The sequence below is a fragment of the Euhalothece natronophila Z-M001 genome (assembly GCF_007904085.1).
GTDB classification, from domain to species: Bacteria; Cyanobacteriota; Cyanobacteriia; order Cyanobacteriales; family Rubidibacteraceae; genus Halothece; species Halothece natronophila.
On sequence record NZ_CP042326.1, the window covers coordinates 541,065 to 563,696 of the forward strand.

The window sequence follows — 22,632 nt, forward strand, 5'->3', positions numbered from 1 at the left end:
CCATGCCAAAATTAAATTCTAATCTCGCTCAAAAAGTTCCCATGATGTTTCGCGCCCAAATTGGCGGACGCTGTCAACTGCAACGCATTCGACAAGATGTCCAAGAACAAGATGTCCAACGTTGGGCATCTGAATGGGTAGAAAGAACCGATTTTCGTCCCCCTGAATTTGGAGAAGGAGTGCGAGTGCAGTCTTATCCCATTAACTGGCGGTTTGTCACCAATGGCGGACAAGATGATGGCATTGTCCGTCCTGTTATTGGTGCAAGAGGTTATCCTTATTATCCGGGGAGTAGTATGAAAGGGGCTTTTCGTCGCGTTTGTACTCCTGAACAAGTCCAACGTTACTGCGGTCAAGACTTAAATAATGGCGATTTTGCCCCCGGTATCCTGCGCTTTCATGGTGGCTATCCTGTAGATAATAGTTGGCAACAGCGATTAGTGGATATCATTCATCCCCAACAAAATTGGCAAGTGACAGGGATACAAAAATCTAGTGCATTTGCTCAAATTTCTCTCTACCAACCCACCCTCCAATTTGGCATTTCTAGCACGATTCCTCTAGAGGAGTCAGAATGGGAAACGATTTGGCAACTCTGGAAAAAAGCCTTATCTGGTGGAATTGGCTGTCGGGTGAGTGCTGGTTATGGACAACCGCAAACTAAAACCGATCATCTCCCCTACCAACCGCAATTAAAAGGACAGGGAATGGCAGCAAAACTCCTTGATGGTGAGGGGGAATTTCGTCCTAATATGTTCAAAGCAGCCTTGCGAGGACACGCCCTGCGCCTTTTTGGGGGATTAACCACAGCCCAACAAGCAGAAAGCCTTGTGCAGCAGTTGTTTGGTGGCGTACAAGGGGAAGGAACTGTCGGGTTATTAGCGGTAACGTTTCAGTTTTCTCCTGACAATTTGACTCTAGAGACATTTGGACAGGGTTCTTATGCGGTTCCTGCTTATGATGTAACGGGAAAACTGTGTTTCTCTCTAACGCAAACTCTTTCCGAGGAAGAGAGAACCGCCCTTGTGAAAGTAGTTAAAGCCTTAACTCGCTTTGCCATGGTGTTTGGTGGGTTTGGCAAGTCATGGCGACGGGCGGATCATCGCCTCTTTTATCCTGAATATTACGATCAAGGGAGTAAACCGCTTATCGGTTGTCATTGGCAATGGGAAGGAAAAAATACACTGGTGAATAACACTCGCAATGGGGTAAGAAATTTGGATCAAGTTCCAGCGTTTATCAAGAAAGTGCGAAATGATCTCCAAGCATGGATGAGATTGCGAGGAGTGAATCCCACTAAGAATTATGCTCAATCTTGGCGAGAAGCGTGGCATCCTGATCAGGTGCAAGTGTGGGGACGTATCGCAGAAGATCAGGAAGATTCGAGGGCGATTGAATGGTTACATCAGCCCTATCGTCGTGCGATGCGAGAAGCCAGAATTCAGGAAGGCAGCATTTATCAGTCTTCTGTTACGGGAAAAATGGGCAATATTGGTCGCATTTGGCATCGGATGTATCCCGTAGTAAAGTTATTAAAAAGTAAGACTGATCCCAATGACATTATTGCTAAAAAATCAGCTCAATATTTTGAGTTGCTTACCTTTTTCCCCAGTGCTTCTCCTGATGACAAAGAGAAGGAGTTTCGCAAGTTTCTAGAATCGGAACAAGAAATGTTTAATAAGTTATGGGGAAATTAAAGTTTTTCTAAATGGTTATTGAGGGTTGATCCCCCCTAGCCCCCCTTAAAAAAGGGGGGAATTAGCGTTTTTCTAAATGGTTAAATCCTTTTTATTTGAGGGTTGATCCCCCCTAGCCCCCCTTAAAAAAGGGGGGAATTAGCGTTTTTCTAAACAGTTAAATCTTTTTTTTTGAGGGTTGATCCCCCCTAGCCCCCCCTTAAAAAAAGGGGGAAATTAGCGTTTTTCTAAACAGTTAAATCTTTTTTATTTGAGGGTGAAATATTGAAGTTTTGCCCTCTTTTTTGATGGAACAACGCTCAAGCAGTTTGCACTTGAGCATTTTTAGTGTTTCCAACAAAGCGACTTAACCCAGTCGCCGGGACGTTACTCAGATTGAGGTGTTCCTAGGGCGAGAGGAACAGCTCTATTGTTTCCAACAAAGCGACTTAACCCAGTCGCCGGGACAACGAGGCTTACAGCCGCCTCGGTTGTTCACTGAAGTTTCCAACAAAGCGACTTAACCCAGTCGCCGGGACTTGTTAAGTCCCGTAACTATTGGGCTGCCCGCGTCAGGTTTCCAACAAAGCGACTTAACCCAGTCGCCGGGACTGTCTTTATATTAGCCCCTGCTGTGAGGGAATTTCAAGAGCCATTTGCGAGGGGGTCTTTAATTTCATTTATTTGCCATGAGATGAAAACAAGAAAAATGGCTATAACCCTCTCCTAGAGGAGAGTCGAGGGGGTCAACGAAAGAATGAGGATTTCAGCGATTTGCCGACCCCCGCGCAATTACTTTGTACCAAAAGAAAAATAGGGAGATGGGGAGGTAGGGAGATGGGGTGATCGGCAGACAAAACCCTTTTCCAGCTTGCTTTTTGCTCATTCTAGACTTTAGAAAAGGAAAGCAATTTAAAGTCATCTGCAACTTTATTAATCATGGTATTTTTAGTAACTCGTAATTGATTGTGGTTGAGTTTAAGCAATGGCTACCCAACCAACAATGATGAATTATTGCAGAATTAACTGCTGACGATGAGCATGATTTAACTGTAAGTCTAACCCAGTTACTTGTTCCAACATATAGACAAAGTGTTCTGGGTTCAGAAGTGTGCCATCATTACGACAGCTTCCCACATATCGTAATTTTGCTGTGTGATGATCTAATGTTTCTATGAAAGAGATTTCAAAAGCGCGATCGCGCAAATTTAGGGTTTTCTTCTTCCCAGACTTAGTCGTTTTTTCCCAGAGAATTTCATCGTGATCTAATACAGCTTGCAGGGCTTCTTTCCATGCTAGTTCTGTTAGCGGTTGTGATGCTTCTACAGTGACAAAGTATTCTGCCTTCTCTAATAAACCCGTTGCAGAATCTTTCAAGTTAACTGCTTCCACAGAATTAACATTAATCCCTGTGGGAAGTTGGGCTGCTAATTGATCCCGAAATACCTCTAAATCCATCTCTTCAGTGAGATCGAAATCTACAATTTCCCCACTACTCGTCATACCTAAAGATAAAGCATTGGCAATACTAATCCGAGGTCCGGGATGATAACCGCCAGTAAAGGAAATCGGTAGTTTTGCCCGTCTTACAGCGCGATCGAATAACCGCACCAAATCTAAATGACTCACTAGGCGCATTTCCCCTTCCTTACTAAATCGGAGTCGGATGCGCTGATTGCGAGTTTGATCAGGTTGAAAATGTCCTTCAAACTTCGGAATTTCTGGCGGTTCAACGACGATATTATGACCAAAATCAATGCCACAAACCCCACAATGGGAACAGCCAGCATAAGAACAATCAGGAACGGTTGCTGCTTCTAAAGCTCGTTGTAAGTCTTCTTTCAGCCAGTTTTTATCTATACCAGTGTCTATGTGATCCCAAGGGAGAGGGGCATCAAGGCGATCTTGATACGTGCCTTTTTCCATGGTTTCCCAATCCCATTCGCCATTCTCAACTTGACGATATTTCCAGTCCAAACCAGCATCAGCAATGGCTTGTTCCCAAGCATTATAGGCTTTTTCTAAACTTTCCCACCAGGCATCCATCCCTGCGCCAAGTTCCCACGCCCTACGGACAACAGGAACTAAACGGCGATCGCCGCGTCCCACAAAGTCTTCCATTGCCGAAATTCGCACATCCGTAAAGTTAACTTTTACCCCTTTCATCCGCCGAAACTCGTTCCGTAATAATTCTTGTTTGCGGATAAATTCAGAAGTAGAAACGGAATGCCATTGGAAAGGAGTATGGGGTTTGGGCGTAAAGTTAGAAATCGTTACATTAAAATCAAGGCGTTTGCGCCCTTTCATGCGACATTCTTGACGTAGCCAACGGATCGTTTCTGCAATGCCAATCACATCCGCATCAGTTTCCCCGGGTAAGCCAATCATAAAGTAGAGTTTGACTTTCTCCCAACCTTGTTCAAAAGCGGTTTTTACCCCTCGTAGCAATTCTTCATTACTTAAGCCTTTATTCACCACATCTCGCATCCGTTGCGTTCCTGCTTCTGGGGCAAAAGTCAAGCCACTTTTACGGTTTCCGCCGATGATATTCGCAATATTTTCATCAAAACGATCCACCCGTTGACTAGGAAGAGACAGGGAAATGTTTTCATCTTGGAGACGGTTCTTAATTTCCATCCCTACCGCAGGGAGAGAGAGATAATCAGAACAACTTAAAGAGAGTAAGGAAAATTCATTGTATCCCGTTTCCCGAATGCCTTTCTCAATGGTTTCTACTACCTGTTCTGGTTCCACATCATGGGCAGGGCGAGTTAACATTCCAGGTTGACAAAAACGACAGCCACGGGTGCATCCCCGACGAATTTCCACACTAAGGCGATCATGTACTGTTTCCACATAGGGAACTAAACCAATAGAATAAGCTGGCATGGGTTTTGCCACGCGACGGATAATTTTTTCGGGAACATCATCTCGAATCGGATGAACTGACCCATCTTCACCCATTTGATAGAAGCGCGGCACATAAACCCCAGGTACTTGCGCTAAGTCTAATAGTAGTTCTTCTTTACTGAGTCCTTCTGCTTTTCCTTCTTCAATGATTAATCCCACTTCTGGGAGGAGTTCTTCGCCATCGCCAAGGGCAATAAAATCAAAAAAGTCCGCATAGGGTTCGGGGTTCGATGTAGCAGTTTGTCCACCTGCAAAAATGAGAGGATAATCTCCCTTTTCTCTTTCTTGCCAAGTCAGGGGAATATTCGCAAGATCGAGCATTTCTAAGATATTGGTTGCCCCTAATTCATAGCTGAGGCTAAAGCCTAGAATATCAAATTCAGTAACAGGACAACGGTTTTCTAGGGCAAATAAGGGGGTATTGGTTTCTCGGAGTTTAGAAGCGAGATCAGGGGCAGGAAGATAAGCGCGATCGCAGAGTTGTCGCGGTTGAGCATTAAGAATATTGTATAAAATAACATGACCCAAGTTGGATGCGCCCACTTCGTAAATTTCTGGGTAGGTAAGAACCCAGCGTACCGTTGCACTCTCCCAAGGTTTATGTTTCGTTCCTTGCTCATTTCCCAAATAGCGGGCAGGTCGATTAATTTCTGGGGTAATCAGTTGCTCAACTGCTACTGTCATCGGTTACTCTTTTCCTTTCTACTCACTATTTCTTATGGTAGTTCAGGATTTAGGGAGTTGATTGGGATAGCGCGATTAATGACTTTACCCGAATCTTTGGGTCTAAAGCCTCGTCCTTTTAGGACGACTTTACCACAATTTTGATCACGGTAAAATTTATGCTATAACTAATTTAGTTAAGCTGGCTAGGTTGAGCCATGTTGGTTAGAGAAGCCAAATTAAAACATGCTACACCCCAACAATACCAAGCACTTGATAATGCTATCCGTACAGGACAGTTCATCAGAAATAAATGCTTGCGTTATTGGATGGACAACCATGGTGTAGGGAAAAGTTCCATGGACTCTCTCTGTAAAGAGTTAGCTCAAGCATTTCCTTTTGCTAAACAACTCAACAGCATGGCTCGACAAGCTCACGCAGAACGTGCATGGATAGCTATTAAACGTTTTTACGAAAACTGTAGAAATGGGGTTAGACCTGTTGGCTACCCTAAGTTCAAAAAGAACTCACGTTCGGTGGAATATAAGACCAGTGGTTGGAAACTATCAGACGACGGTTTTTACATAACCTTCAAAGACGGCTTCAAGGCAGGGACTTTCTCTATTTATTGTGATAGTAAAGCAAGAGAAGACATCCTGACAAGCAAGATCAATCGGGTTAGAGTCGTCCGTCGTGCTGACGGCTACTATGCTCAGTTTTTATTAGGAGTTGACCGAGTTGAAGAAGGAACTTATACAGGAGAAGTAATTGGCATTGATCTAGGTCTGAAGTATTTTGTCAAGGATCAAAATGGCAATGAAATCATCTATCCTCAGTTCCTAAGAAAGTCTGAACGTAGGCTGAAAAAACTCCAACGTCGTCTGAGTAAAAAGTATCGTCATGGTCAGAAACAATCAGCTAACTATCACAAAGCACGAATTCAAGTAGGTAAACAACATCTTAAAGTTCAACGTCAGCGTAAAGACTGGGCTTTGAAACAAGCTCAGGCGCTAGTGGCATCTAACGATGTCGTGGCGTATGAAGATCTAAGAGTTGCTAATTTAGTCAAAAATCATAATCTAGCCAAGTCTATTTCTGATGCAGCTTGGAGTCAATTCACACAGTTTCTAGACTATTACGGCAAACTTTGGGGTAAGGTAGTTGTAGCTGTTAACCCTGCTTTCACTAGTCAAGATTGTCATAACTGTGGACACAGAGAGAAAAAGTCATTAAGTACAAGAACACATCAATGTTCTAACTGTGGAGTTGAACTTTGTAGAGATACTAATGCTGCATTAAATATCCTTAAACGGGGTATGGAAATAATAGGAATGGAATGGTCAAACAGTACCCAAGGGCATTGGGAAACTGCCTCTTCGGAGGGAACGACTGGGGAAATAAACGCCTCTACTACTTCAAAGGGTTCTAATTTGGAGTCTTTTGGAGTAGCAAGTGTTGTTGAGGAACCAGTAATTTCGGAACCTGTGAAGGCTGAAGAATCCCCACGCCTTTAGGCTGGGGAGTATGTCAATCTTAGCCGTCGCTACTCTCGTTCAGTGAATTTAGAACGGGATTTAGAGGTGCCGTCTAGCTTAGAGGGATATGTTCTCACCGATCGCGCCATTGATAGCCTAAAACGGATTGTGGGCAGATTCTCTGAAACTGAGGGGAATCGGGCTTGGACGTTAACCAGTGTTTATGGTACAGGAAAATCAGCCTTTGCTCATTATTTATCTGCTTTAGTTGCCCCTGCGAATCATCCCATGCGAAAGAAAGCAAGCGCGATCGCGGAAGTAGGATTAGGAACAGAAAGTGATGATTATCAATTATTAGAAGAGAATCTTCCCCAACAAGGATTCTTAAGGGCAGTTGCCACAGGAACGAGAGAACCGATTAGCCAGACAATTGTTCGAGCTTTAATTAATGGTGCAGAGAGTTTTTGGAAGTCAAAGAAGGGAAATAAACCAGATGTTTATCGCGAATTAGTTGATATTCAAATTGAAATTAGCGAAGGGAGAATTTTTAGTAATCAAGAAGCCCTCAACTTAGTCAAAAAAGTTAGGAAGGTAGCAAAAACAGGAATTTTTCTTGTCTTAGATGAGTTAGGAAAAAATCTAGAATATGCAGCTTACCAGGGCGGAACAGAAGATTTATATCTACTGCAACAATTAATTGAGCTTCCTGAACAAAAAGAAACTCCTATTTATGTCTTAGGTATTCTCCATCAAGCCTTTGCTGAATATGGTCAACGACTGGCAACAGTTGAACGGAATGAATGGGCAAAAATCCAAGGGCGATTTGAAGATATTCCTTTCACTGAATCGGCAGGACAAATGATGCGCCTGATTGCGAGGGCAATTGATCATTCTCAAACAGAACCGATTGCTTGTGCTTTAAATAGTTATGCCCAAGAGTGGTCAACTCAGATGCAAAATACAATAGAAAGCGAAGAGTTTTCCCAAGAAATTATTAGTGGCGTTTATCCCTTACACCCTCTTTCAGCATTTGTTTTACCGATTCTATGCCGTCGTTATGCCCAAAATGATCGCTCGTTATTTACTTTTTTAACCAGCGCTGAACCTTATTCATTTAAACGCTTTTTAGATGAGGTTTCTGTTGACTCAGATATTTTACCAACTCTGAAATTAGATCAAGTTTATGACTATTTTATTGAAGCAGCAGGAATGGGATTAGCCTCCCGACCAAATTTACAACGTTGGGTAGAAATTCAAGATTTAATTGCTGATGCCAAACATCTAGATAGGGATTATGTAAGAACATTAAAGACGATTGGCATCTTGAACTTAGTTACTGTAACAGGAGAATTACGCGCCACTCGTAACTTAGTTCCCCTTGCTTTATGCGATTTGCCTAGTGGTGAAACGGAAAATGACACAGAATATTGGGATCAGATCATTGAGCAACTTTTACAGAAAAATCTCATTACTCACCGTCGTCAACTCAATGAACTTCGGCTTTGGCAAGGTTCAGACTTTAATGTGGATAGCGAGTTGAGTGCCTATCTTGAAAAAGAGCAATCGAATTTAGTTACCTTACTGTCTTCGTTGCAACCGCTTAATCCCTTGGTTGCCCAGCGTCATAGTTACAAAACTGGAACCCTCGGCTATTTTGAATGTCATTATCTTGATGGTAGTTTTGACCTTACTCAACTGTCTTGTTCTAATTCTGATTGTGATGGTTTAGTGGGGTATTGGCTAGATCCCGAAATGCCGACAGAGATTCCTGCAAACACTGCTGATGGTAAACCCTTAATTATTTTAGGAACGAAAAAATTAGAAGTTTTGCGACTGCGATCGCGCGAATATGCTGCCCTCAAGAAAATTCAAAGTAGTGCGCCAGAACTGGTAACAGATGGGGTAGCCCGCCGTGAGGTGCGTTATCGGGTGCAGGAAGCAGAACAGTTGCTCAATGATACCCTCAATCAGGCATTTAACATTGCCGACAATCCGAATTTGTGTTGGGTGCAAGGTGAAATCTCACCGATGGATCGGGTGACGGATTTTAATGCTAAACTCTCAGAAGTCTGCGATCGCGCTTATCCCCAAACCCCAATTCTCTGGAATGAACTGATCAACCGTCGTCAGTTAACCTCCCAAGGCGCAAAAGCTAGACGGGAACTGTTAGAAGCGATGATAGAAAGGTCAGATGAGGAGAAATTAGGATTAAAATGGGAAGAGCAGGACAAGCACTTAGAGAAGTTTTAGAGTCTTACAGTATTACTCAAAGCCAGTTAGCAACAGCCTTGGGGGTAGAGCGTCCTATTTTCTTTCGCTGGTATCACGAGCAGACAGATCCTAGTGCAGAGAGAGTTACGGAAATTGTTCAAGCGATCCAAGCTATTAACTCAGAAGCCTCAAGAGAATTTGTGGAGATTTATTTAGGTAATTTAACAACAAGTCAACCTCAAGAATTGACCAAGTTTAATGCCGAACAGCTTCCTCAATCAGATCAAGTTGATGTTGCTACCCTCTCTCGCCTCTTTTCCGACTGCACAACATCCTATAAATATCTCTTTTTTCTTTCGCTTCTAGATATTCTTAAACGGCGACAGTTTGAAGTTCTCTCTTCAATTAGTTTTCAAGAATTAATTGTTGAAATGTTAGCTAATGCTTGGTATCCTTACACCTACTTTAAGCTGTCTTTTGGAACTCAAGATAAAATTGCTCAAAAACTTGATTCCCTAAACTTAGAAATTACAGAACCGATCCTTAAATTTACCGATACTGATAAGAAGTTATTACGATCTACCATTGCTTCTCAAAATCTGAGCGATTCAATTAGTCACCTTAAACGTTATGTTCCTTTTCGTCTGGTTGCTTCGTTTTTAGATGCAGAACTGAAAGCAGAAAATGTTAGTAAGGGCAGAGGCAATGATTTAGAAAAAGTAATTCCAGCTATTGCTGAGAAACATTTTGATGTTAAGAAACCGCTTTATAAGTTTAATAACACAGACTATAGAGATTGCCAATCCCTATTTATTCATCCTAACTGGGCGAGTTATCTGGAAAAACACTATGCGATCATCCGAGGTTGGGCATCTTGGGAATGGGTTAAATATATGCAAAAGCGTAACCCTAATATTCCCAATATTGTCAATAAAATATTTATGCCTCAGCAAAGAGGTTCTTTATCGCCTCAGACAAAATATTGGAAACAGATTTTAGATTTTCAGCCCATTAACTGTATTTATTCAGGGCAACCTTTAGATAGTAAAAAAATGAGTTTAGATCATTACTTGCCTTGGTCATTTGTTGCTCATGATCAGCTTTGGAATTTAATCCCTACTGATCCCAGTATTAATTCATCTAAGTCTAATTATTTACCTTCTGATAAATACTTTAATGACTTTGTTAAACTTCAACATTTTGGCTTAAAGGTTTCCTCTCAAATACTGAGTTATCAAAAGTGGTTGAATACTGTTGAGTCTTATATCTCCGAGTTGAAAATGAATGATCCTGATGATTTACTTGATTTCGAGAAACTCAGTAAGGCATACGAGTTAACAATCCAGCCTTTAATTTCGTTGGCAACAATTCAGGGTTTTAGTCCAGATTGGTTATATGACTAATTAATGTGATGCGATCCCTCTCAAGCAGTGGGTAAAACTCTGATTGATTTTAAGCAATGGGAAATCACTTATTTAACAATTTCAGGTCACAAATTTTACGCACCAAAAGGCATTGGGGCATTAGTCATTAAAAAAGGAACTCCCCTAGAACCCATTATATATGGGGGTGGACATGAACGAGGAATGCGATCTGGCACTCTTAATGTTCCTGGCATTGTTGGATTAGGGGAAGCCTGTCGATTGCGAGAGATGGAGATGAAAGAAGACGAAAGCGCGATCGCGCAGAAGCGAGACAGACTTCAAGCCTTACTGCAAAAGGAAATTCCTGATTTAGTTGTCAATGGTGATACTAACTCCCGTTTAGCAGGAAACTTGCATATATCCCTTCCTCGGATTCCCAACAGTGCGATAGTTGCTAGAATTCGTGATCAACTTGCCATCTCCACAGGTGCAGCTTGTTCATCAGGAGTGGAAACTCCTTCCCACGTATTACGGGCAATGAACTTACCAGAAGAAGCCATAGAAGGGGCATTACGAATCGGGATTGGTAAGTTTACAATGGAAGAAGAAGTTGATCAGGCTGCTATGATTCTCTCTGAAGCTGCTTTCAAAATTCGATCTCTGATGGATTCCTAAAGTTAGGATAGGGTTACTTTACCTCGAACGTCTCGTCAAGGCTGATCTCTATTGTGTTAGAAACAATAATCATTGAAAGCGATCCAATTCCATTGTCTCAACACTTTTGAACTCCTCAGCTAACTCCTCAGATTTATAGTTGAGGTAAGATATCCCTCGTTTTTGTAGTAGTTTTAAAACTCCACACGAGTTAGGTTAAAAAGTTAGGATAGGTAGAGTAGTCGTTTGTCTTTCAGCCTTACCAATCAACAATGTACAGTTTTCCCTTTTTGAAAAATTTTAAATTTAACCTATAGTCAAGAATTTATGAATACCATTCATTTTTGTAAATTTATTGATTTTAGACTACGATAACTTGAAACTAAAAAGTTAATTATGAGTAATCAGCAACTCGATTTTTTAAATAAACAGCGTTCTGTTTCGGAATTAGTTGAAGATGTCAATGAACTGACTAAACAAATTCAAGAATTATACTACCGAGATAATAAGCCAATTATTGTCGGTTGGAGTGGCGGCAAAGATAGTACCACAGTGCTTCAGTTATTCTGGAATGCGATCGCTGATCTGCCTGTTGAAAAAAGAACTAAAACAATTCATGTAATTAGTAATGATACTCTTGTTGAAAATCCAATTGTTTCTAATTGGGTGCGAAAGTATCATAAAAAAATGCAGGAAGCAGCCGAACAACAGCAAATGCCCATACAAACACATCTAACTTATCCTAGTGTTCAAGATAGATTTTGGGTTTGTCTGATTGGTAAAGGATATCCTGCGCCACGTAATAGATTTCGATGGTGTACTGATCGGATGAAAATTCAACCGACTGATTCTTTTATTCGGAAATTGATTAGAGATCAAGGAGAGGTCGTATTAGTTTTAGGGACTCGCAAAGCAGAAAGTAGAACACGAGAAAGAAATATGAAAAAGCATCGGAAATGGCGTGTTGAGGATCACCTTAATGCGAATCCGAGTCGTCCTAACTCTTTAATTTATTTACCCATCGAAGACTGGCAAACCAATGAAGTATGGCTGTATTTAATGCAATGGGAAAATCCTTGGGGAGGTAATAATAAAGATTTACTTTCAATGTATCAGGGGGCAACTGCTGATAATGAATGTCCATTAGTTGTTGATACTTCTACTCCCAGTTGTGGTGACTCTCGCTTTGGCTGTTGGGTTTGCACCATGGTAAGTAAAGATAAATCCATGGAGGCAATGATTCAAAATGATGAGGAAAAAGAATGGATGCAACCTTTGTTAGATATTAGGAATGAATTAGATGTGGAAAATGATCATGATCGCCGAGATTTCCGCCGCATTTATGGTAAGGTTGAACTCTTTGAACGCAATACTGGGGATGGGGAAACGGCTATTAATCCTATACCTGGTCCTTATACAAAATATTGGCGAGAATATTGGTTAAGACGAGTCTTAGAAGCGCAAGTAGAAGTGCGAAAAAATGCCCCCGAAGGCATGGAAGATATTACCTTAATTCAACCTGAAGAATTAAGTGAGATTCGTCGGATTTGGCTAGAAGAAAAACATGAATTTGATGATAGCCTTCCTCGCATTTATCAAGAAGTGACGGGTGAACCTTTTTTTGATAATCGCTTGGGCGCAACTAATCAGGTTTTAGGTAGTGATGAATGGAGTGTGTTGGAGGAACTTTGTGAGAATGAAATGGACTTAGAATTGATGGCAAAATTATTAGATACGGAACGCCAATATCACACGAAATCTCGTCGCGTTGGTATCTATGAATCGTTAGAAAAGTGTTTTGAAACCAGTTCTCGCAATAAGGAAGAAGCGATAGAAAATGCTCATCTAAAACGGGACTTAAAAACTGCGGTTAACGATCAAGATGCGGAAAAAGTCAAGCAACTAACTTGGGCAAATATTAAGTTTGCTGGTAACAAGGAAGCGGATAATTCTGAACAAGATTAAAAGGTAAATGTTTTGTTTTGTCAAAACTTTCCTCTTATCTAACTCATTGAGAGGGAAATAACTTCACCTTTCCTAGAAGCCCTAAAATAGTTGTAAAAAGAACGATTAGAAATCCCCGGTTATGTTGTTTATTAAACTGCTGAAATAGATTGCTGGTGTTTTCTTCTACTCTAGCCAAACGACTATCTAAAGATTGTATCTTCTCACCAAGACTATCTGTCTTAGTATCTATCTTTTCATCTAAGCTATCTATTTTCGTTTCTAGTCGTTCTAAAATTTTTGCAAAATCAGTTTCTGTTGTCATGCGAAATGCCTTTTAGTTACTTAATTGTATCAAATTAATTTCTCTTGCTTAAGGTTTTAAGGAATAAGCTCAGTTATGTGGTACTATAGCAATCCTAAATCAGTTGTAAATTCCTGCATTTGATCCCCCCTTTAATTCCCCCCTTATTAAGGGGGGTTAGGGGGGATCGTAAGTTAAGCTACTTTTTACAAATGAGAGCATATTGCTATAGCTAGTTATGTTTTTTTCTTGTCTGCATGACCGAGTTGTTTTTCTGGTGCAATTTCATCTCGGATTAATTGTTTAAGTTCTGTTATTTCTGGGAAGCGTCCCGCATCTTTGCGACACCATACCACTTTACTATTAGCAATGACCTGAAAAACGCCACCTTCAGCAGGACAGAGTGATAATTCCGTTATATCCTGAGTAAAGGTGGTTAAAAGCTCTTGAGCCATCCAAGCAGCGCGAAGTAGCCACCGACATTGGGTGCAATAGTGGATTTCAACTCGATTACTCATCTTCCCTATTATCTGTTAGATCTCTTGATTCAGTTTTAACATCAAAATTGGGAAGGGCGCGATCATACTGTTAAAGCAAACATTATCAGCACGACTCTTTCTAGCTAATATGGGAATATCTGCTTGTTATCTGTCATTATTGAGGAAGGGTTATCAGTTACCCTGTTCAATAGTATCGTGATTCTGAAAACTTCCTCGTGATCTTACGTGAATTAGTCTTAGAAAATTTTGGTCCCTATCGCGGACGACAAGTGATAGATTTATCTCCTGATGCTGGGGAACAAGTTCGCCCGATTATTCTCTTTGGGGGGATGAATGGTGGGGGAAAAACGACGTTTATGGATGCAATTCGCTTGGCGTTTTATGGACAGCGGGCGCAATGTTCCACACGGGGAAGTTTAAGTTATAGTGATTTTCTCTCGCAAGCGGTTAATCGTCACAGTGAGGGAAAAACGCGCATTGAGTTGGCGTTTGAGGAGATATTAAATAATCAGTTAGTGGTTTTTCGGGTAACTCGCACTTGGCAAAAAGGGGATAATAAGGATACTTTAAGTATTTTAGTCGATGATTGGCCCGATCGCGCTTTGACCAATACTTGGGATGAATATATTGAAAATTTACTCCCGTTAGGAATATCTAATCTCTTTCTCTTTGATGGTGAACAGGTTAAAGAATTAGCAGAGTTAGATGTTCCACCGCCACAAGTAAAAGAGGCAATTCAATCTTTATTAGGGTTAGAATTGGCAGAAAAATTAGGCGAAGATTTAGAGGTTTTAGTTAATCGCAAACGGAAACAATTAGCGAATAAAAGCACCCTCAGTAATATTGAAGCTATTGAAACTAAACTGAATCAACAAAAAGCAGACTTAAATACAGCAAAAGAACAACAAGAACAATTACAAAGAAAGCTCGATCGCGCTCATGAAGATCACCGTCTTGCCTTAGAAAATTTTATCTCAGAAGGCGGGAAAATTGCCTCTCAACGCTCACAATTGCAACGGAAAATTAATGACTTAAAAGAGAATGCGGAAACGGAAAAAGAAGCCCTGCGAGAATTGGCAGCAGATATGTTACCGTTAGCCCTAATTACACCTCTCCTCAACGCTGCAAAAGAACAGGGAGAACAGGAATTAGAATATCAACAGGCTTTAATGACGCATGAAGTTGTAAAAAAGCGCGATCGCGCTCTCCTAGACTATATCAATCAACTTGCCATCTCCGCCACTGAAGTTGATAAAATTTCTGCCTTTTTACAAGAAGAAAACCAAACCCTAGAAGCCAAACTTCATCCCAAAATTCCGCCCTACTTACGTTCCGATCAAGATACCCTCAATTTCTTAAATACGGTACTTGATTATCGACTTCCCAATCTCTTAAAGGAATTAAAAACAAAACAAGAAAAACTAGAAGAGATTAAAATTGAAATTGATAACAGCGATCGCGAAATTGCCAACGCCGCCTCCCCAGAAATCTATCAAAAACTAGAAACCGCCGTTAAAGAAGCGCAAAATAAAAAAGCTGAAGCCCAAGCTAACTATGAATCAGGGCAACGTTACCTGCAAGAATTAGAAGAAAAAATCAAAGAAACCAAGCAAGAATTAGAACGGTATAGCCAAGAAGCCATTGATCAAAACAATAACGAACATATCATTCAATCTGCTGCCAAAGTACAGAAAACGCTCGAACAATTTAAAGAGAAACTGACCCTAAAAAAACTCAATAAATTAGAAATTGAAGTAACCGAATGCTTCCGTTATCTTCTCCATAAATCAGACTTAGTGCATCGGGTTAGTATTGATACCCATAACTTTCGCCTTTCCCTCTTTGATACCCAAGGAAAACCCATTCCCAAACATCGCCTTTCTGCTGGAGAAAAACAACTCCTCGCCATTGCTTTCTTATGGGGATTAGCGCGAGTATCTCACCGTCAACTTCCCATCGCCATTGACACACCTCTAGGGCGTTTAGACTCCTCCCACCGCCATAACCTTGTTGAAAGATATTTCCCCAGTGCTTCCCATCAAGTGATTTTATTATCCACTGATACCGAAATTGGGGAAGTGGAATATCAGCAGTTAAAATCTCAAGACGCGATCGCGCATCAGTATCAATTAACCTACGAAGAAGACACAGGGGAAACCATTGTGCAGTCGGGATACTTTTTTTAGTTGATGAAACTAAGAATTAGGAGAATTTTTAGAGTGCTTACGTTTGCGTAAAGATTGAGCTTTATTCTCTAAATCTTGGAAGAAATCAGTTTCTACAATTTCTTTAACTTCTTCTTCTTTCTTTTGCTGATCAATTTCAATTCGCAATTCAGTAATCTCTTGTTTTAATTGATGCTCCCGAGCGTGAATCTTATTCGCCATATTTTCAAAAACTCTTGCTAAATCGCCCAATTCATCTAAGCGAAACTTAATTCCTTCTAAAGCATTTAAATCAAATTCTCCATTTTCAATTTTTGTTGCTGTTGTAGTCATCGCTAGAATTGGCTTAGCGAGTTGACGTGCTAATAAAACAATTAAAATTAGCATTAAAGTCGCAACACCAAAGCCAATATAAATAATCTCTCGGGCTAAAGTTCGTGCAGGGCGAAAAGCCTCTTCCTGAGAAATCTCTGCAATGAGAGCGACTCCACTATGATCAACCCACTGGTAAATCCCAATTACAGGAACCCCCTCATAGTTTTCATACATCCCACGACCACTTTCACCATTGAGAGCTTTATTAATCCCTTGGCTACTAGTTGTGTCCCTAGATAAATCATTAGAAGAATCTACTCCTGAAATAAAACGATTTTCTCCAGTCCCTCGATTAACCAAATAAGTTTCTCCAGTTTCCCCTAAACCAGTTCGTTCTCGAATCAACTGATCAACTGCATCTAAATTGAGACTAGTTGCTAATGCACCTTGTCTTTGATTGTCAGAATCAAGGATCGGCGTAGCAAGAGTTACCCTAGGCTTTTCTGCATGAGATGATTGATAAATTGTCGGGATAACATTTGTCTCATCTGGTTCAAAATAGGTTGTGGTGTTACCAAGACCTAAATATCGTCCTTCTCGACTAGGATCACTAGATAGTAAAACAATCCCTCCCGTTGTCAAAATACTAACTTCATCAATATCTGGTTTGAGAGTAACCACCTCTTGAAAAAGATCATTGAGTACTTCGCTCTCATCTCCCTCAGAATTGGAAGTAACGGCTTCTATTCCCTCCTTAGTTTCTGGTAAGTTTGCTAATAAAATAGCATCTCGACGTTGATTATCAAACCACTGTTCCAACTCATGGTCTTTCAGGGAAACCGCCACATCTAAACGTTCAAAAACTGAGTTTTTTAGATGAGCTCTGGCTCGATTATAAGCAGTTACAGCAACTACTGAAAGTGTAATCAGAGAGAGAATATAAAAGGATCCTGCTAATTGAAATAATAAACTTTTACGTAATAGTTTCATGCCGGTTTCCGTTGCTTAGTGATGAGTTGATCATGTGATAAAACAAGATTAAAATTATTAATGAGCTTATAACTTATTTGTTTTTGCTTTCACTTTTGGCTTAAAGAGAAAAAGGATCATCGATAACAAAGCAGTGATGCTAAAACCTAATCCATAAATCCAAGCTGCTAGCCGCCTAGCCGGTGCAAATATTTGGTATTGTTTCAACTCAGATAACAAAGCCAAATTGTATTCCGATATCCACCGATAATCACCGATAACTGGGTTTCTATTGTAGTTTAAGTAGAGCTCTTGATTGCTATTTCTATGTAAAATTGCTTCATCAATCCCTGGACTACTAATTCCATCGCCCAGAGTATGTGATTCAACAGAGTGAGCCACCAATTCATTTTTTTCAGGAGAAATTCGTCCAACGAGATAAACCTCTAAAGAGGGAGCTTCTTCTGAGGGAAGTTCTAGAGTATAAGGTAATTCACGCATTTCCTGATTAAGAGCATCTAAATCAAGATCCACTGCTAAAAAACCAACCCGTTGATCTTCCTCATTATGAAGGGGAGTCGCAAAAGTGATCATGGGCATAGCATCTCGGCGAGAAGCATAGAAATTAGGAACGACTTGATCGCGATTTTCAGGGGTAAGATAAGTGCTGGTATTTTGAATTGGTTGATATGAGCCCTCTATAGACCCCTTAGTGGAATAAACGATAATGCTACTCTGATTTAAAAGGGAAACAGAATAGCTGTTTTCTAACAAGTCCACTTCTTCTAATAAAGCTTCAATAGTTGGAACTTCCTCAGGATTAATTCCCCCTGATTCCAAGATTTCAACAATTTGAGGAGATTCCCCCAAAACTTCACTTGCCTCTAGAACCGTATTCTGTTGCTGATTAAACCAGCTTTCTAACTGTTCTTCTTTAATCTCAGCAATAGTATTCAATTCGTTAAATACAGCAGGAACAATTTGGCTTCGCATGGACACATAAACTAAAAATGCGCTTAAACTAAAGGCTGTAATTGCTATAAGGGGAAGCCAATCAATTAACATTCCAATGCGGTTACTCCACGAAGAATTTAACTTTTGGTATGAACTCATGGCTCTATTCCCATTCTTCAAAAATTTGCTCAATTTCTTCTCTTGCTTTCTCTGCTGAGTCACGGGGGCTTACATCTTCTTCCACCATTCGAGATAAGGCATTTCCCCACACCCCTCTTGCTTCTACTTCCGCATAAGCAGGGTTAAAAACTGTATAAGAGGGACGAGTGCGCTCAAAATACTGGTGAGTTTTATACACATGGGGATCCTCAGGATCATTCCAAAATGGACGTTCTAAAATTGTTTCCATCACAGGATAAAAGCGACCTTGAGAACCTTCATTAAATTCTGCTAGGTGTTCTGGTTGTATGAGATAGCTTACTAAATCTTGGGCTTTTTCCGTTTGAGGAGCTCCTTCTGGCAAAATCAACTGTTTAATTGAGGTGATATACTCCATGGGTTCACCATTTACTTTATTGGGCCATTCGATTGTTCCCATTTCCTCTTTATAAGTAGAGGGATTCTGTCGCTGAGAACCTGGAATTGATAAAGTAGGGTTGGGAGTCATTAAAGTCTCTCGACTCAGGAAAGAAATATTATTATCTGGGTCAGTCCAATTCGTTACATTACTGGGAATATAGTCATTTTCATAAAAATCCTTAATTTGAGATAAAATCTCTGTCAATTTCTCTAAGTCAGAATCGTTAAAGGTGAGTTCTCCATTTTCATCCACGATCTGAATATCATAACCTTGTAAAATTTGTTCAATAGTGTAGTGAGTATCCGTGGCAGCAGTGGACATTGGTAATCCTAGAGCATATACCTCTTGCCCTTCTTCTCTTAAAGCGGATTGAACTTCCAACCAAAACTCCCAAAAACCTTCCCAATTTTCAGGAATGTCTTCCTCACTAAAACCAACTTCTTCCAATAAACTACGCCAGTAATGTATATAAATCGTATTTTGGGCAATGGGGACAGCGTAAAAACTTCGTCGATCTTCCACATCATTGCGATAGTTGACGCTTTCCAAGGCTTCTGGCATGAATAAATCTTGGACAGGATCAATAATGTCACTGGTATCTACTAATTTTCCGTTCCAAGCGAAGGTGGGGACAAGAGAAAAATCAAGGGTATAACCATAAATAATATCGGGTAAAGTTTCATCAGAATTCATCACACTTTCAGCTTTTTGTGTTAAATCCTTTTCACTATAAAATTGCACATCAACAGCAACATTCGATTGTTCAGACCATTCATCAATAAATTTCCGAATAGCATTGGTTTCTTCGGGATAGTAACCTTCGCTCCACCAAACCTCAACATTTTCTCGCGCTGGCTCTTCTGGGCCAATAATAGGCTGATCACAGGCAATGATTGAACTAAGCATCACGAGAGCAAGCAAAATTCTAATAGTTGATCGAAACTGACTTCGGAACTTTCTCTTGAAAAAAAACATACTGATTAATCCTATAAACCACCTAATCTACCAAGTTGAAAATCCCCATAGCCAGAGCGGTAAGGTGATGAGCAACATTATTGAACTGAGAGCGACAGCTCCCACCACTACTTCACGATTTAATCCATAATTATCAGAAATAACAATTGTTGCAAAGGCACATGGCATTCCTGATTGTAAAACCATAACCAGTCGTGGCGGACCACTAAATCCTAGGGCAGTTAACCCCATCGCTACTATGATGGGAACTAATAACATCCGTACTGATACAGCCATTGCTGACGGTTTAATGTTGCGCCAAGAGGAAAGTTGCTGTAATCTAATCCCCATTAAAATTAAGGATAACATAACAACTGACCAAGCAAATCCATTGAGACTGATAGCGAGTAAAGAAGGAAATGTAATTTGTCTTAAAAATAAACCAAGGATAAAAGCAAATACAGTGGGATTTTTAATGATAACTTGCAGTAATATAAACCAAGGATTACTTTTTTTTCCTTCAACGGCATGACCAAAACGTAACGCAAGAAATACACCTAATCCATAAGCTCCTAACAAAGTTCCTAACAAATCATAAAATAACGCCCAACCAAAATATTCTGCCCCTAATTGGGGTAAAAGGAGAGTTACAGGAAATCCCATGTAACCTGTATTTCCAAACATTGAGCTTAATAAAAAACTTCCCTGAGTTGATGGCTCTATTTCCTTTAAGTATGGACGGAATCCTAACCAACTTAATCCCAAAGCTAGTAAAATAGCAACCCAAGCGATAACAGGAGCCATAAAAACATTCCCTGAAAGGTCTGCTTGATGTAAAAAGTTAATAATACTAATTGGAACACCAATCCAAAATAAAAATTGACCGAGTTTCTTGGGAACTATCTCTTGAAGAGAAGCATTAAAGCGATTCTTAAATCGGCGATGGGTAAGAATAAAACTAATCCCAAATCCAACACTGATCGCGGAAAAAATTGGTATATAAAGATTAGTAATAAGCTGTAAAATAGTTGACATTTAATAAGCCTTTTTATATTGAATTTACTCCCTCTTAGGAATAAAATCAAGGTTTCTCCTAAGAATAACTGGTTTTTTCAAGTAAGCAATTTCTATCCCCTTAGCAGAAGACTCAAAGCTAGCACTGTAGTGATAAGCAATATCAAGAGCAATTTGAGGGGAACAGGTATTGAGATCAATAGTTTGTATCCCTAACAGAGTAATTGATCTACTTTTAATATTAGACTGATTTTGTAGGGAGGGAGAAATATATTCCGTTAAATCAGGGTTTAATTGATGTATATAAGAAATAACAACAGGATTAAATGTGGCAATAAAAAAATATTTAAAGTGTTGACAAATTTTTAATAGTCGCAGTGCGCGTTGTCCGCCTTCTCCTAAACCAAAATGTTCTTGATGAGCAAAAACTTGGGAATTAATTTGGTCAATAATTCCCCTAAAATCATGTCCTTGTTCGTATTGCTGGAGCAATTGGCTTATTGTTTTCATGGTGACATTGTATTTTCCAGCATATTTAAAGAGCATTTTGTGTAGCGATTGCTCTATTGTATAGTCAAAAACACCTTTAGATCGGTGTGCTAAAACTTTCTTAGCTAATTTTTCTAGTTGTAACCAAATTTGATCCGCTTCACTTACAACTTGTAAATGGAGTTGCCATTGCTTGAGTAAATCATCTCTGGAAATTCGTAAAATTTTTTCAATTTCTTGCCAGCTTGTTGCTTTTAAAAGTTGACCCTTGATCAAATCACGATGTTCTTGGGTCATTTCAAGGAGAATATCTAATTGTTCTTTTGTTCCATCATTGCCAATTCCAGAGTTATTGAGGGGTTCATTACAGGGGTTATATAAGAGGGCAACAGAGTTTTGGTTTGGTGGCTTAAGTAAAGGGGCTGATTTTTCGTTCCAATCACATATATACTGTAAGGCACGAGCTCCAGCGAGAATATCTGTTCCTCGCTTCGGTTCAATATCACTAATAACTAAATTGAAAGTGGTGTCAACTGAAAAAACATGGTTACGATAGTTATTCTGAGCTAGTTCTTGACGGTAATTTTCATGATCCCCAAAAGCCATATCCCAAATCTGATCTTCATCTTGGGCAAGAACGGTAAACCCATAGGGAACTGACATAGCTTGGCTTTCTGGGCGAGATATCATTGCTTGTTGGATTCCTTGAGCAGTGGTATCAATCATTTTGACAAACGGACTTGTGGGATCACCGGCTCGGGCTGTAGTTGCTAATAAAACGCTGGTACTATGACTACGGCGAATTTCGTTGAGACTGGCAATGCCTACAGCAAGCATTTTGTTAATTCCACCACTGCCATAGCGACCTTCATAAGGATGGATTTTGGTGTCACCAGCAATTAAGGTTAGATGATGATTAAAGAGAAGTTGAGGAATTTTTACGCTATAGCGAGTGCTGTTCTTTTGTATTGAGTAAGGTGTCGTCTCTGACTTGTTTGCAATTTCCCGAGATGAGTGAGGATTAATGATGATTTCAACTAATTCATTCGTTTTGATTTTGGTAGTTTGCTGTTTAATTGCTATGCCAATTGCTTGCAGTTTTGAGTAGCGCTCTTTACCAATTAATTTTTCAATTTCTTTTAAGCTCATTAAGGGATGAGTTCCTAAACCATAAAGAAGAGTCACTTTTAGTTCAGGTTTATTATTAACAATATTTAAAATGGCATCAATTAAAATTCTGGCTGCAACTTGAGAACGAGTTTTATCAGGTAAAATTAATAAAATACTTTTGATATTTTTTTTATGTTTTTTTTCTCCGATCGCGATCGCTGTGTGAATTTCCTTCTTACAATAAGAGACTAATTCATTTCTATCTAGGGTATCATAAGGAGCAGGTGAACGAGGAAAAAATACATTCGTTTGTGGCGGTACTTTAACGTTATATTCAGGATAACTTTGAAGTCTTATTGAATGACTCATTGTTTTAAAGAA

15 protein-coding genes are annotated in these 22,632 nt (G+C 39.9%); 7 read left to right on the forward strand and 8 right to left on the reverse strand.

Features of this window, described 5'->3' with window-relative positions; all coding sequences use genetic code 11:
- Positions 1-2: 2 nt before the first annotated feature.
- A complete protein-coding gene (locus tag FRE64_RS02495; RefSeq protein WP_146294517.1) occupies positions 3-1,697 on the forward strand; it encodes an RAMP superfamily protein in 1,695 nt (564 codons plus the stop codon).
- A gap of 990 nt (positions 1,698-2,687) precedes the next feature.
- Here the strand turns inward: FRE64_RS02495 and FRE64_RS02500 are convergent.
- Positions 2,688-5,270: a TIGR03960 family B12-binding radical SAM protein gene (locus FRE64_RS02500; RefSeq protein WP_146294518.1), complete on the reverse strand. Its 2,583-nt coding sequence runs from the start codon at positions 5,268-5,270 to the stop codon at positions 2,688-2,690.
- 197 nt (positions 5,271-5,467) lie between these two features.
- On the opposite strand from FRE64_RS02500, the gene FRE64_RS02505 reads away from it, so the two are divergent.
- The 5 genes from FRE64_RS02505 (at position 5,468) to dndC (ending at position 12,918) form a co-directional block, all read left to right on the forward strand.
- A complete protein-coding gene (locus FRE64_RS02505) occupies positions 5,468-6,763 on the forward strand; it encodes an RNA-guided endonuclease InsQ/TnpB family protein (protein WP_246140373.1) in 1,296 nt (431 codons plus the stop codon).
- A gap of 42 nt (positions 6,764-6,805) precedes the next feature.
- Complete coding sequence (locus tag FRE64_RS02510) at positions 6,806-8,974, forward strand: hypothetical protein (RefSeq protein ID WP_186708929.1); 2,169 nt, start codon at positions 6,806-6,808, stop codon at positions 8,972-8,974.
- Complete coding sequence (locus FRE64_RS02515; protein ID WP_146294520.1) at positions 8,938-10,338, forward strand: HNH endonuclease domain-containing protein; 1,401 nt, start codon at positions 8,938-8,940, stop codon at positions 10,336-10,338. Before FRE64_RS02510 ends, FRE64_RS02515 begins: the two co-directional genes overlap by 37 nt.
- 27 nt (positions 10,339-10,365) lie before the next feature.
- Positions 10,366-10,974, forward strand: coding sequence for a cysteine desulfurase family protein (locus tag FRE64_RS02520; protein WP_146294521.1), 609 nt, complete (start codon positions 10,366-10,368; stop codon positions 10,972-10,974).
- A gap of 375 nt (positions 10,975-11,349) precedes the next feature.
- Positions 11,350-12,918, forward strand: a complete 1,569-nt coding sequence (gene dndC, locus FRE64_RS02525) for a DNA phosphorothioation system sulfurtransferase DndC (protein ID WP_146294522.1) — start codon at positions 11,350-11,352, stop codon at positions 12,916-12,918.
- 43 nt (positions 12,919-12,961) lie between these two features.
- Here dndC and FRE64_RS02530 read toward each other — a convergent pair whose 3' ends face one another.
- Positions 12,962-13,222: a DUF4164 family protein gene (locus tag FRE64_RS02530; protein ID WP_146294523.1), complete on the reverse strand. Its 261-nt coding sequence runs from the start codon at positions 13,220-13,222 to the stop codon at positions 12,962-12,964.
- Positions 13,223-13,437: 215 nt separating this feature from the next.
- A complete protein-coding gene (locus FRE64_RS02535; RefSeq protein WP_146294524.1) occupies positions 13,438-13,719 on the reverse strand; it encodes a SelT/SelW/SelH family protein in 282 nt (93 codons plus the stop codon).
- Between the two features lie 197 nt (positions 13,720-13,916).
- Here FRE64_RS02535 and dndD point away from each other — a divergent pair, with 197 nt between their 5' ends.
- A complete protein-coding gene (gene dndD, locus FRE64_RS02540; RefSeq protein ID WP_146294525.1) occupies positions 13,917-15,887 on the forward strand; it encodes a DNA sulfur modification protein DndD in 1,971 nt (656 codons plus the stop codon).
- A 9-nt stretch (positions 15,888-15,896) separates the two neighbouring features.
- On the opposite strand, the gene FRE64_RS02545 is transcribed toward dndD, so the two are convergent.
- From FRE64_RS02545 to FRE64_RS02565, 5 genes are all read right to left on the reverse strand, one after another.
- Positions 15,897-17,171: a HAMP domain-containing protein gene (locus tag FRE64_RS02545; RefSeq protein ID WP_146294526.1), complete on the reverse strand. Its 1,275-nt coding sequence runs from the start codon at positions 17,169-17,171 to the stop codon at positions 15,897-15,899.
- Between the two features lie 66 nt (positions 17,172-17,237).
- Entirely contained in the window at positions 17,238-18,263 is a 1,026-nt protein-coding gene (locus FRE64_RS02550; RefSeq protein WP_146294527.1) for a cache domain-containing protein, read from the reverse strand.
- A gap of 4 nt (positions 18,264-18,267) precedes the next feature.
- A complete protein-coding gene (locus FRE64_RS02555) occupies positions 18,268-19,590 on the reverse strand; it encodes an ABC transporter substrate-binding protein (protein ID WP_222597851.1) in 1,323 nt (440 codons plus the stop codon).
- A gap of 96 nt (positions 19,591-19,686) precedes the next feature.
- Positions 19,687-20,673 (reverse strand): AEC family transporter, encoded by a 987-nt coding sequence (locus tag FRE64_RS02560; RefSeq protein WP_146294529.1) that lies wholly within the window; start codon positions 20,671-20,673, stop codon positions 19,687-19,689.
- A 24-nt stretch (positions 20,674-20,697) separates the two neighbouring features.
- Positions 20,698-22,620 carry a lactate racemase domain-containing protein gene (locus FRE64_RS02565; RefSeq protein ID WP_146294530.1) on the reverse strand — a complete coding sequence of 641 codons (1,923 nt, stop codon included), beginning with the start codon at positions 22,618-22,620 and terminating at the stop codon, positions 20,698-20,700.
- Between the last annotated feature and the right edge of the window lie 12 nt (positions 22,621-22,632).